This is a genomic window from Salmonella sp. A1325 (genome assembly GCF_056991255.1).
In genome coordinates, this window is the sequence record NZ_JAMLWO010000001.1 from 510,917 (window position 1) to 524,410 (window position 13,494).

Sequence of the window (13,494 nt, forward strand, 5' to 3'; positions counted from 1 at the left end):
TTGCAACAGGCAACAGAAGGAAAGCATTATGAATTTGCTGAATCCCAAGAATACGCTGCAAACATCTTTAGTAATCAGGCTAACATTTTTATTTTTATTAACAACAATAATTATTTGGCTGCTATCTGTGCTTACTGCAGCTTATATATCAATGGTTCAGAAACGGCAGCATATAATAGAGGACTTATCCGCTCTATCCGAGATGAATATTGTACTAAGCAATCAACGATTTGAAGAGGCTGAGCGTGACGCTAAAAATTTAATGTATCAATGCTCATTAGCGACTGAGATTCATCATAACGATATTTTCCCTGAGGTGAGCCGGCATCTGTCTGTCGGTCCTTCAAATTGCACGCCGACGCTAAACGGAGAGAAGCACCGTCTCTTTCTGCAGTCCGCTGATATCGATGAAAAAAGCTTTCGTCGCGATAGTTTTATTCTTAACCATAAAAATGAGATTTCGGTATTATCTACTGATAACTCTTCAGATTATTCAACTCTACAGCCTTTAACGCGAAAAAGCTTTCCTTTATACCCAACCCATGCCGGGTTTTACTGGAGTGAACCAGAATACATAAACGGCAAAGGATGGCACGCTTCCGTTGCGGTTGCCGATCAGCAAGGCGTATTTTTTGGGGTGATGGTTAAACTTCCCGATCTCATTACTAAGAGCCACCTACCATTAGATGATAGTATTCGAGTATGGCTGGATCAAAACAACCACTTATTGCCGTTTTCATACATCCCGCAAAAAATACGTACACAGTTAGAGAATGTAACGCTGCATGATGGATGGCAGCAAATTCCCGGATTTCTGATATTACGCACAACCTTGCATGGCCCCGGATGGAGTCTGGTTACGCTGTACCCATACGGTAATCTACATAATCGCATCTTAAAAATTATCCTTCAACAAATCCCCTTTACATTAACAGCATTGGTGTTGATGACGTCGGCTTTTTGCTGGTTACTACATCGCTCACTGGCCAAACCGTTATGGCGTTTTGTCGATGTCATTAATAAAACCGCAACTGCACCGCTGAGCACACGTTTACCAGAACAACGACTGGATGAATTAGATAGTATTGCCGGTGCTTTTAACCAACTGCTTGATACTCTACAAGTCCAATACGACAATCTGGAAAACAAAGTCGCAGAGCGCACCCAGGCGCTAAATGAAGCAAAAAAACGCGCTGAGCAAGCTAACAAACGTAAAAGCATTCATCTTACGGTAATAAGCCATGAGTTACGTACTCCAATGAATGGCGTACTCGGTGCGATTGAATTATTACAAACCACCCCTTTAAACATAGAGCAGCAAGGATTAGCTGATACCGCCAGGAATTGTACACTGTCTTTGTTAGCTATTATTAATAATCTGCTGGATTTTTCACGCATCGAGTCTGGTCATTTCACATTACATATGGAAGAAACAGCGTTACTGCCGTTACTGGACCAGGCAATGCAAACCATCCAGGGGCCAGCGCAAAGCAAAAAACTGTCATTACGTACTTTTGTCGGTCAACATGTCCCTCTCTATTTTCATACCGACAGTATCCGTTTACGGCAAATTTTGGTTAATTTACTCGGGAACGCGGTAAAATTTACTGAAACAGGAGGGATACGTCTGACGGTCAAGCGTCATGAGGAACAATTAATATTTCTGGTTAGCGATAGCGGTAAAGGGATTGAAATACAGCAGCAGTCTCAAATCTTTACTGCTTTTTATCAAGCAGACACAAATTCGCAAGGTACAGGAATTGGACTGACTATTGCGTCAAGCCTGGCTAAAATGATGGGCGGTAACCTGACACTAAAAAGTGTCCCCGGGGTTGGAACCTGTTTCTCGCTAGTATTACCCTTACAAGAATACCAACCGCCTCAACCAATTAAAGGGACGCTGTCAGCGCCTTTCTGCCTGCATCGGCAACTGGCTTGCTGGGGAATACGCGGCGAACCACCCCACCAGCAAAATGCGCTTCTCAACGCTGAGCTTTTGTATTTCCCCGGAAAACTCTACGACCTGGCGCAACAGTTAATATTGTGTACACCAAATATGCCAGTAATAAATAATTTGTTACCACCTTGGCAGTTGCAGATTCTTTTGGTTGATGATGCCGATATTAATCGGGATATCATCGGCAAAATGCTTGTCAGCTTGGGCCAAGACGTCACTATTGCCGCCAGTAGTAACGAGGCTCTGACTTTATCACAACAGCAGCGATTCGATTTAGTACTGATTGACATTAGAATGCCAGAAATAGATGGTATTGAATGTGTACAATTATGGCACGATGAGCCGAATAATTTAGATCCTGACTGCATGTTTGTGGCGCTATCCGCTAGCGTAGCGACAGAAGATATTCATCGTTGTAAAAAAAATGGGATTCATCATTACATTACCAAACCAGTGACATTGGCTACCTTAGCTCGCTATATCAGTATTGCCGCAGAATATCAACTTTTGCGAAATATAGAGCTACAGGAGCAGGATCCGAGTCGCTGCTCAGCGCTACTGGCGACAGATGATATGGTCATTAATAGCAAGATTTTCCAATCACTGGACCTCTTGCTGGCTGATATTGAAAATGCCATATCGGCTGGAAAAAAAATCGATCAGTTAATTCACACATTAAAAGGCTGTTTAGGTCAAATAGGGCAGACTGAATTGGTATGTTATGTCATAGACATTGAGAACCGCGTAAAAATGGGGAAAATCATCGCGCTGGAGGAACTAACCGACTTACGCCAGAAAATACGTATGATCTTCAAAAACTACACCATTACTTAATATTATCTTAATTTTCGCGAGGGCAGCAAAATGAAAGAATATAAGATCTTATTAGTAGACGATCATGAAATCATCATTAACGGCATTATGAATGCCTTACTACCCTGGCCTCATTTTAAAATTGTAGAACATGTTAAAAATGGTCTTGAGGTTTATAATGCCTGTTGCGCATACGAGCCTGACATACTTATCCTTGATCTTAGCTTACCTGGCATCAATGGCCTGGATATCATTCCCCAATTACATCAGCGTTGGCCAGCAATGAATATTCTGGTTTACACAGCATACCAACAAGAGTATATGACCATTAAAACTTTAGCCGCAGGTGCTAATGGCTATGTTTTAAAAAGCAGTAGTCAGCAAGTTCTGTTAGCGGCATTGCAAACAGTAGCAGTAAACAAGCGTTACATTGACCCGACGTTGAATCGGGAAGCTATCCTGGCTGAATTAAACGCTGACACGACCAATCATCAACTGCTTACTTTGCGCGAGCGTCAGGTTCTTAAACTTATTGACGAGGGATATACCAATCATGGGATCAGCGAAAAGCTACATATCAGTATAAAAACCGTCGAAACACACCGGATGAATATGATGAGAAAGCTACAGGTTCATAAAGTGACAGAGTTACTTAACTGCGCCCGAAGAATGAGGTTAATAGAGTATTAACCAGGGGCATCCGATGGTATTAAGCATTGGTCATATTTTGATGAGCCTTACGCCACGCAGTATTGCTCATCATCGACAAAATCCATACGGATGCCCTGGTATGCCGCACCATTTATCACTACCTTAGTCTTCATTTAATCATGATATAGTAGAATCCCCTTATTTAACGGGCTTTACCATGTCGTATTCTATCGGCGAATTTGCCAGACTATGCGGTATCAATGCCGCCACGCTAAGGGCATGGCAGCGACGCTATGGTTTATTGAAACCGCAGCGTACTGATGGCGGGCATCGCTTATACAGCGATGACGATATTCGACAAGCGCTTAGCATCCTCGACTGGGTGAGAAAAGGCGTACCGATAAGTCAGGTCAAACCCTTACTGTCGCGTCCGGTCATTCGCCTGGGCGATAACTGGATAACGATTCAGGAGACGATGCTTCAACATCTCCACGAAGGGCGAATTGACGCGCTGCGGCAGTTGATTTATGACTGTGGCCGGGAATATCCCCGCGCAGAACTGGTGACCCATTTATTGCGTCCGTTGCGCAGCAAAGTGTCCGCGCACCTTCCCGCCGTGATGACGCTGCGCGAAATACTGGATGGCATCATTATTGCCTACACCTCTTTTTGCCTTGAAGGCGACAGAAAAGCGCCTGGCAACAATGCCTTTATTAGCGGATGGCATCTCTCGGATCACTGTGAAATCTGGCTGGAAGCGTTGACTCGTACCGGACAAGAGCTGCGACTCAATGTTCTTCCCTCTCCACCAGCCGTTCTGGCGCCCGAACTGTTCGCCCAGAGAAAATGGTTCCTGGTGACCACCGGAAAGCTCACTGCCGGGCAGAAAAAACAGCTTGCCCAGTGGCGCAACGTGGTCGCTTCGCTGGAGGTTATCACACTATAAGCGCTGAAATAGATTTCTCCCCCTCATTCTATCTTATTGATATTTAACTACGTCAAAAAAAATCCCCGCGAAAACTTAGACAAAAAAACAAAGTTGTGTAAGTTTTAAATCAGCGTGAGATAACATTTTGCGCCATTGGCGTCAGTCGTCGTACTTTCAATAAGGGGGAATCATGAATAACAAACCCGTAGTCGGCATTAGCGGATGTCTGACTGGCGCCGCGGTACGCTTTGATGGCGGACATAAGCGTATGGATTTTGTCATGAACTCTCTGGCACCGTGGGTGGACTACAAACCGATCTGCCCGGAGATGGCGATCGGCCTGCCCGTGCCTCGCCCTGCGCTGCGTCTTATCCAGACGACCTGTGGCGACATTCGGATGCGCTATAGCCATGCCCCGCACGATGACGTTACCGAGCGAATGAATGCCTTTGCCGATCGGTTTCTGCCAACAATAGGCGAACTGGCGGGGTTTATTGTGTGTGCAAAATCGCCCAGTTGCGGAATGGAGCGCGTTCGCCTGTATGATGAAAAGGGTAACAGGGGCCGCAAAGCTGGCACGGGGCTGTTTACCGCCGCGATGATGGAGAAATATCCCTGGCTGCCGATAGAGGAAGATGGTCGCCTGCACGATCCGGTACTACGCGAGAACTTCATCGCACGTATCTTCGCGCTACATGAATTAAATGCGCTACGCGCGCAGGGCTTGAGTCGTCACAGTTTGCTCGCGTTTCATAGCCGATACAAACTTCAGCTTCTCGCCCACCACCAGGCCGGCTACCGCGAAATTGGCCCTTTCGTCGCGCGTCTGCATGAGTGGGATGATCTGGATGCCTTCTTTGTCCGATACAGAGAAAAACTGATGGCTATCCTGCGCCACCCCGCTTCACGTAAAAACCACACCAATGTGCTGATGCATATCCAGGGCTATTTTCACCGCGCGTTGAACAGCAGGCAACGCGCGGAATTACGCGAGGTGATTCTCGGCTACCGGGCGGGCCGACTACCTATCCTGGCACCGTTAACGCTGCTGAAGCACTATCTGGCGGAACATCCAGATGACTATCTACGCAGCCAGAATTATTTTGAGCCGTACCCTGATACATTAGGGCTGCGCTTAGCCATCAACTGATAACCCTGCGCATCGCTAACGGCGGGCAACCTGCCCGCCATGGTGACAATCGCGACAATTCAAAGGCGATTTCGTTATTGCCCCCCTGATAGCGGCTATGACCGCGCCAGAGCGTTAATCACGGTTTCCATCGCCTGTTTTTCTAACGCGCTACGTTGGATGCGTTGATTCGCCAGCGCGGTTCTTAACACGCCCGCAATAACAATATATTTAGGCTCCTGCCCCAAATCGCGCATTTCCAGCACGACCTTGCCCACCACCCGGCACATCTCGCGGTACAGTTCGTCATCTTTTGTCGGTTTTGTCATACGTTTTACTCGTCGCCAGCTCAAACCAACAGAATATAACAGTCTTCTCTATTAAACAAAATTTGATGCAAATCAAAGAAATAACGCGGTTTATTATTCATGGCTCATACGTTGTTCGTATTCTGGTCTCTGGCGAGGCCATTTTTTCGAAACGCCTAATCAGTTCCGCCAGACTACCGGCCTGCATTTTTTCCATGACTCTGGCGCGGTGCACCTCTACGGTACGCACCGCGATATTCATCGCTTCCGCAATTTCACGGTTCATAAATCCTTTTGCCACCAGGCTGACCAGCTCACGCTCTTTCGGCGTCAACTGCTGGTAACACAGTATAATCTCACGGCGCGCCACCGCTGCCGATGAAACCGTCAGCGCACGCTCCAGCGCCGCCTGTAGCGGTTTTACCGATACCGGTTTTTGCAGAAAATCGACGGCGCCGCGTTTCATCTGCTCCACGGCCATCGGTACATCGCCATGCCCGGTAAGAAAAACAACCGCCAGGGTACTTCCGCACTGGCGCAACGCATCATGAACGCCCTGCCCATCCAGTACCGGCATTCGCATATCCAGTAATACGACCCCGGCCTGATACAGACTGGCCTGCGCCAAAAAATCCGCCCCCTGCGTCCAGCATTTTACGTCATATCCCAGGCTTTCCAGTAAAAACGCGCACGCGTTAGTGACCGCCGTATCATCATCCAGTAGATGAATTGTCGCCATCCCTGCCCCCATGTTCATGTAAGAAATGTATCGTGACCACCGTTCCCGACAGACCGTCCGGCGCGGTCTGGTTCCTGATGCTGATATCGCCCCGCCCATACCGCACCAGCCGCTGGCAAATCGCCAGCCCTAAGCCCATCCCCTCTTTGCGGGTTGTCATAAACGGCTGAAACGCCTGACGTAATAGCGCCTCATCGATTCCCCCGGCGTTATCCTGTAAAACGATGCTGATGCCGTTTTCAGTATGTTCAGCAACGACCCATAAATGGGTGGCGCCCGCCTGAGCCGCATTAAGAATGATATTCGCCAGCACCTGTTCCAGCAGCATTGACGGCAGCGTTACGCGCAGCGCAGCGCTAACCTCGGTATGCAGAGTCACTGTCGGAAACTGTTGCGCCATACGCAACAATTGCCAGACATGATCAATCGCCTCGCGAATGGCTATGGCCTTCCACGCTTCGGTTAGCACCGGGTTGCCCTGCGCCTGGCTGACCCAGTGACGCAGGTTACGCAGAGTATCCGCACCGCGTTGCGCCTGCTGGTCAATCTGCTCCAGCGCCGGCAGCAAGGGATGCTGTTCATCTGCAACGCGCAGTCGAATCAGGCACCCCTGGGCATAATGTCGAATCGCGGAAAGCGGCTGATTAAGCTCATGGGCAAACCCGGAGGTCATTTCACCCAACACGCTCATTTGCCGGGCGGTTTCCAGCGCCCGCTCATGCTGATGAAGAACTACGCTATTACGTTCCAGTTGCTTTCCACGTCGACGCACCAGCAGCATGACCCAAATATAATTGAGCGTGAGCAACAGGAACGCCAGAATCACGCCGCCGACCATTAGCTGGTGCTGGATTAACCAACTTTTGACATCCAGCCACAGTCGACGCTGCTGAGGGTGCTGACGAACATCACGCAGCAACGCTTCCACCTGACTGGTCGACGCAGGCGCGCCCCAGTGAAATGACGCGGCGGCGGGCGCGTTGAATAGCGCTCGCGTTACGCGATCCGCCAGCGCATCGCTTACCGCAGGTAGCGCCGCGAACGACCAGTCAGGATATAACGGCGTACTGGTTAAGCAAGGCAGGGGCGTCGGGCGGGAAAGCAGCGCGATAAAGTCCTTTTTATTAATCAAGCCTTCCTGATCCATATTTTCTAACAGGCACACTGGCACAATTGCCGCCTGCACCGCTTTTTCGCGCAGCATATAGACTAAGGCATCGCCAGGAAATCCGGTAAAACGAAGATGAAAATCGCGCTCCGGGCGTAAGCCCGCGTCGCTGAGCGCTTTATAGCCTAATAAATAGCCGCCAAACGCCTGAGCATCAATCGCGCCGACTGTCTTACCGATGAGATCATGCGCCGTGGTGATGCCGCTATCGCGCCGGGTCAAAATCACGCTGCCAATAACATTACTCACCGCTTTCCCATCGCGCGTGGAACGCAGGGAAGCTAACCAGCGCAGCGGCGCATGGCTGTTCAGTTGGACAAATTGCGCCGGGTTGGTTATCACAAACTGCACGGTTCCCTGGTTAACGGCTTCCTGCATTTGATGCAGATCCAGCGGCTGGATGTGAAAGGTTTCGCCTGGAAGCTGTTGGCTTAATGTCTTTGCCAACGGTTGCCAGTGGCTACGCGTAGACGCCTCGCCGCGCATGGCCAAAATACCGATATTCCACGTCCCTGCCCACGCGCCATGACAAAGTAGCCCTACTGCCGCCAACACCGCCAGGCGCCTTACGGTTTTACCTCTCACCCCAATATCCCTGTCAATTATGTTGTTTTAGATCAACAACAAGCCGGGTATGTGGTTAACCACAATAGAGCGCACCCCGTCTCGATTTTTACACTGTAAATCATCAACATTTTTTATTCATTACACATGAACCAACATCGTGACAAATGTTTCATTGTTGGCAATGTGGACGGGAGCAAATATGGACAGCAGTAAACGGCAATTTCTCCAGCAGCTCGGCGTCCTGACCGCTGGCGCCTCGCTGGTTCCGCTGGCTGAAGCGAAATTTCCTTTTTCGCCGGAGCGGCATGAAGGCTCTCCCCGACACCGTTACGCCATGCTTATCGACCTGCGGCGTTGTATCGGTTGTCAGTCCTGTACCGTAAGTTGCACTATTGAAAACCAAACGCCGCAGGGCGCGTTTCGTACGACGGTGAACCAATACCAGGTCCAGCGTGAAGGTAGTCAGGAAGTCACGAATGTACTATTGCCGCGTCTGTGCAACCATTGCGATAACCCCCCCTGCGTGCCGGTCTGCCCGGTACAAGCCACCTTTCAGCGGGAAGACGGCATTGTGGTGGTGGATAACAAACGCTGCGTCGGCTGCGCCTATTGTGTCCAGGCGTGTCCTTACGACGCCCGATTTATCAATCATGAAACGCAAACTGCCGATAAATGCACGTTTTGCGTCCATCGTCTGGAAGCCGGGCTGTTACCCGCTTGCGTAGAGTCCTGCGTCGGCGGCGCGCGTATTATTGGCGATATCAAAGATCCCCATAGCCGCATCGCCACCATGCTTCATCAACATCGCGACGCTATCAAGGTATTAAAGCCGGAAAACGGCACCTCGCCCCATGTTTTCTACCTGGGTCTGGACGACGCCTTTGTCACCCCATTACTGGGCCGTGCGCAGCCCGCGCTTTGGCAGGAGGTCTGAATGACGCATTCACTCATCATTGAAGAAGTGCTGGCTCACCCGCAGGACATTAGCTGGCTGCCGTGGGCGGTACAATATTTCTTTTTTATTGGCATTGCCGCCTGCGCCGCACTGTTTGCCTGTTATCTTCACTGGCGGAAAAAAGACGCCGCAACAGAAGAAAATCGGGCATTACTGATTGCCATTACCTGTGCGATTACCGCACCGTTGGCGCTGACGGCGGATCTGCACCAGACCGCCCGCGTCTGGCATTTCTATGCCTGGCCGACGCCCTGGTCGTGGATGCCCTGGGGAGCGTTGTTCCTGCCGCTGTTTACCGGATTTCTCGCTCTGTGGTTCCTGGCGCAGCAAATAAAACGATTATTCAATAAAAGTTACAACGTCACCAAATGGTTGGCGTTAGCCAGCGCGCTTTGCGCGGTGGGCCTGTTGGTTTATACCGGCCGCGAAGTCTCCGTTGTGCTGGCGCGCCCAATCTGGTTTAGCTACGCCTTCCCCGTGGCGATGTTTCTTAGCGCCTTACAGGCGTTCTTCGCGCTGATGATTGTCGCCGCCCGACGCGACTCGGTAAGGCTGCCAAAAATATTGTGGGGACAAATCTGGACGCTGGCGGCGCTGGGGCTGGTTGTGGCTATGTGGGTTAGCGGCGATACGCTTTCCGGCACGGCAATCCGTCAGTGGATTACCGTCGCCCTGTCAGCCAAATATTACGCTATCGGCTGGCTAGCGCTGTGGGTATGCACACTGCTGTTCTGTAGCCTGGCGCTACGTCATCCGTTATCGCAGCTAAGACGCGTCCTGCTGGTTCTGAGCGCGCTGGCGCTATGTTGGCTGATGCGCTGGACATTGTTGATTCAGGTACAAACCGTACCCAAGTTCAACGCGCAATTTAACCCTTACTCGTTACCAGGCGGAACGGATGGCTGGCTGGCTATTCTCGGCACCTTCGGCCTGTGGATAGCGCTACTGATTATTATTCGTGAAACGCTGAACGGACTCACCAGGAGATTACAACATGGCTAATTTAACCCGTCGTCAGTGGCTAAAAGTCGGTCTCGCCGTCGGTGGGATGGTCACTTTTGGTCTGAGCTACCGTGATGTGGCGAAACGCGCAATTGATGGCCTGTTAAACGGGACGTCCGGCAAGGTAACGCGCGACCGCATCTTTGGCAATGCGTTAATTCCGGAGGCGCAGGCGCAAACGCACTGGCAGCAAAATCCACAACAAACCATCGCCATGACGCAATGCTTCGGCTGTTGGACACAGTGCGGTATCCGCACCCGGGTTAATGCCGATGGCAAAGTGATACGCATCGCCGGCAATCCCTATCACCCCTTGTCGCAGGAACACCCGATTGACTCATCCGTGCCTTTTAGCGAAGCCATGGAGCAACTGGCGGGAGAAAGCGGTCTTGACGCCCGCTCAACCGCCTGCGCGCGCGGCGCCACGCTGCTGGAAAGCCTGTACAGTCCGCTGCGACTGCTTGAACCAATGAAACGCGTGGGTAAACGCGGAGAAGGGAAATGGCAACGCATCAGCTTTGAGCAGCTTATTGAAGAAGTCGTGGAAGGCGGCGATCTGTTTGGCGAAGGTCATGTGGACGGACTGCGCGCTATTCATGCGCCGGATACGCCAATTGACGCAAAGCACCCCAGTTTCGGGCCCAAAACCAATCAGTTACTGGTCACGAATACCAGCGACGAAGGCCGCGATGCGTTTCTGCGTCGTTTTGCGCTAAATAGCTTCGGCAGCAAGAATTTCGGCGCGCATGGCGCCTACTGTGGACTGGCTTACCGGGCCGGCTCCGGGGCGCTGATGGGCGATCTGGATAAAAACCCGCATGTCAAACCCGACTGGGAAAACGTGGAGTTTGCGCTCTTTATGGGCACCTCCCCGGCACAGTCCGGCAATCCGTTTAAACGCCAGGCGCGTCAGTTGGCGAGCGCCCGGCTGCGTGAGAATTTTCAATACGTCGTGGTCGCCCCTGCCCTGCCCTTATCAACGGTGCTCGCCGATCCTCGCGGTCGCTGGCAACCGGTCATGCCCGGCAGCGATTCGGCGCTGGCAATGGGAATGATCCGCTGGATCATGGATAATCAACGTTATAATGCTGATTATCTGGCGATTCCCGGCGTACAGGCGATGCAGCAGGCCGGCGAGCAAAGTTGGACCAACGCCACGCACCTGGTCATTGCGGATGAACTGCCGACGCTTGCCGGACAACACCTGACGCTACGCCATCTTACGCCCGATGGCGAAGAGACCCCTGTCGTACTGAATACCGACGGCGAGTTGGTCGACGCGTCCACTTGCCGACAGGCACGGCTTTTCGTGACACAGTACGTTACGCTCGCCGACGGCCAACGGGTCACGGTGAAGAGCGGGTTGCAACGCCTGAAAGAGGCGGCAGAAAAGCTCTCGTTGGCGCAATACAGCGAACAGTGCGGCGTGCCGGAAGCGCAAATTATCGCGCTGGCGGAAACCTTTACCAGTCACGGACGTAAAGCTGCGGTCATCAGTCACGGCGGCATGATGGCCGGCAATGGGTTTTATAACGCCTGGTCGGTCATGATGCTTAACGCGCTGATCGGCAACCTCAGCTTGTCCGGCGGCGTCTTTGTCGGCGGCGGCAAATTCAACGGCGTTAGCGACGGCCCCCGCTACAACATGAACAGTTTTGCCGGAAAAGTGAAACCGTCCGGGTTAAGTATTGCCCGTAGCAAAACCGCTTATGAAGCATCGGAAGAATACCGCGACAAAATTGCCGGCGGGCAATCCCCTTATCCAGCCAAAGCGCCGTGGTATCCCTTTGTGGCAGGCCAGCTTACCGAACTGTTGACCTCCGCGCTCGAAGGCTATCCTTATCCGCTTAAAGCCTGGATTTCCAATATGAGCAACCCGTTTTACGGTGTTCCCGGTCTACGCGCCGTCGCGGAAGAAAAGCTAAAAGACCCTCGCCGACTGCCGCTCTTTATCGCAATTGACGCCTTTATGAATGAAACGACGGCGCTGGCAGATTACATTGTGCCGGATACGCACAATTTTGAGAGCTGGGGCTTTACGGCGCCCTGGGGCGGCGTAGCCAGTAAAGCCACTACCGCCCGCTGGCCGGTTGTCGCCCCCGCCACTCACCGAACGGTGGACGGGCAACCTGTCTCAATGGAAGCATTTTGTATTGCGGTAGCAAAACGGCTCCATCTGCCCGGCTTCGGCGACCAGGCGATAACCGATCCGCAGGGCAATACTTTTCCACTGAACCGGGCGGAAGATTTCTATCTGCGCGTAGCCGCTAATATCGCCTTTATGGGCAAGACGCCGGTCGCGCCGGCAAATCAGGAAGATATTTCGCTTACCGGCGTCAGCCGCATTCTGCCAGCAATTCAGCACACGCTTAAAGCTGATGAGATCGGTCGCGTGGCGTTTATCTACTCGCGTGGCGGCCGGTTTGCGCCCGAGGATAGCGGCTATACGGAGCAACGGTTAGGTAACGCGTGGAAAAAACCCTTACAGATCTGGAATGCAGATGTCGCCGCCCACCGTCACGCCATCACCGGGGAGCGTTTCAGCGGTTGCCCGGTCTGGTATCCGGCGCGTTTGTCAGATGGTCATGCGATTGACGACCAGTTTCCCATTGGGCAATGGCCGCTGAAACTGATTTCATTTAAATCAAATACCATGTCCAGCTCAACAGCCGTCATCCCGCGCTTACACCATGTGAAGCCAGCAAACCTGGTGGCGCTGAATCCGCAAGACGGCGAGCGTTATGGACTGCAACATGGCGATCGGGTACGGATCATTACGCCGGGCGGTCAGGTCGTGGCGCAAATCAGTTTGTTAAATGGCGTGATGCCAGGCGTCATCGCCATCGAACACGGATATGGTCACCGCGAGATGGGTGCAACGCAGCACTCTCTGGATGGCGTGCCTATGCCGTATGATCCACAAATCAGGGCAGGCATAAATCTTAACGATCTGGGCTTTGCCGATCCGACAAGAACCATTACCAATACCTGGCTCGACTGGGTTTCTGGCGCGGCGGTACGTCAGGGGCTGCCGGCAAAAATCGAGCGTATATAACCCCAGGGCCGGAGAGCGATATCGTCTTATTTCGTCGAGGGTAGCGACTGATAAGCGAACGCTGTCCGGCTGCATATACTCACTGAATCGTGCAAGCCTAACTATTTTACGTTCACCCCGTCATATTACATAGAAAATATATGACAACACTCACAAAACTATTTTCCCCTTCTGTAAGCAATTAATATTTAACACATTGACTGCGCTTCTGATTATTGACAT

General features: G+C 51.6%; 10 protein-coding genes. 7 read left to right on the forward strand and 3 right to left on the reverse strand.

What is annotated here, in order from left to right; genetic code table 11:
- The first annotated feature begins 28 nt into the window (after positions 1–28).
- The 4 genes from NAZ64_RS02690 to mlrB all read left to right on the forward strand — a co-directional run bounded on the left by NAZ64_RS02690 (position 29) and on the right by mlrB (position 5,499).
- Positions 29–2,791 carry a two component system sensor kinase gene (locus NAZ64_RS02690; protein WP_220569226.1) on the forward strand — a complete coding sequence of 921 codons (2,763 nt, stop codon included), beginning with the start codon at positions 29–31 and terminating at the stop codon, positions 2,789–2,791.
- Between the two features lie 30 nt (positions 2,792–2,821).
- Positions 2,822–3,460, forward strand: coding sequence for a two component system response regulator (locus NAZ64_RS02695; protein ID WP_000666335.1), 639 nt, complete (start codon positions 2,822–2,824; stop codon positions 3,458–3,460).
- 178 nt (positions 3,461–3,638) lie between these two features.
- Positions 3,639–4,367: a MerR family transcriptional regulator gene (locus NAZ64_RS02700; protein ID WP_000122320.1), complete on the forward strand. Its 729-nt coding sequence runs from the start codon at positions 3,639–3,641 to the stop codon at positions 4,365–4,367.
- Positions 4,368–4,539: 172 nt separating this feature from the next.
- Positions 4,540–5,499 (forward strand): transcriptional regulator MlrB, encoded by a 960-nt coding sequence (mlrB, locus tag NAZ64_RS02705; RefSeq protein WP_220569227.1) that lies wholly within the window; start codon positions 4,540–4,542, stop codon positions 5,497–5,499.
- Positions 5,500–5,594: 95 nt separating this feature from the next.
- Here mlrB and fumD read toward each other — a convergent pair whose 3' ends face one another.
- The 3 genes from fumD to ttrS all read right to left on the reverse strand — a co-directional run bounded on the left by fumD (position 5,595) and on the right by ttrS (position 8,278).
- Positions 5,595–5,807, reverse strand: coding sequence for a fumarate hydratase FumD (fumD, locus tag NAZ64_RS02710; RefSeq protein ID WP_000165779.1), 213 nt, complete (start codon positions 5,805–5,807; stop codon positions 5,595–5,597).
- Positions 5,808–5,904: 97 nt separating this feature from the next.
- Positions 5,905–6,525 (reverse strand): tetrathionate respiration response regulator TtrR, encoded by a 621-nt coding sequence (gene ttrR / locus NAZ64_RS02715; protein WP_220569228.1) that lies wholly within the window; start codon positions 6,523–6,525, stop codon positions 5,905–5,907.
- Positions 6,500–8,278, reverse strand: a complete 1,779-nt coding sequence (gene ttrS / locus NAZ64_RS02720) for a tetrathionate respiration histidine kinase TtrS (protein ID WP_220569229.1) — start codon at positions 8,276–8,278, stop codon at positions 6,500–6,502. The genes ttrR and ttrS overlap by 26 nt, the downstream gene beginning before the upstream one ends.
- A 181-nt stretch (positions 8,279–8,459) precedes the next feature.
- Between ttrS and ttrB the strand changes: the two genes are divergently transcribed.
- The 3 genes from ttrB to ttrA are packed head-to-tail and all read left to right on the forward strand — an operon-like array spanning position 8,460 to position 13,272.
- Positions 8,460–9,194, forward strand: coding sequence for a tetrathionate reductase subunit TtrB (gene ttrB / locus NAZ64_RS02725; RefSeq protein WP_001531132.1), 735 nt, complete (start codon positions 8,460–8,462; stop codon positions 9,192–9,194).
- The gene (ttrC, locus tag NAZ64_RS02730; protein ID WP_220569230.1) at positions 9,195–10,217 is read left to right on the forward strand and encodes a tetrathionate reductase subunit TtrC; all 1,023 of its coding nucleotides are present in this window, start codon (positions 9,195–9,197) and stop codon (positions 10,215–10,217) included.
- Entirely contained in the window at positions 10,210–13,272 is a 3,063-nt protein-coding gene (gene ttrA, locus NAZ64_RS02735; RefSeq protein WP_483640869.1) for a tetrathionate reductase subunit TtrA, read from the forward strand. Before ttrC ends, ttrA begins: the two co-directional genes overlap by 8 nt.
- The last annotated feature ends 222 nt before the right edge of the window (positions 13,273–13,494 follow it).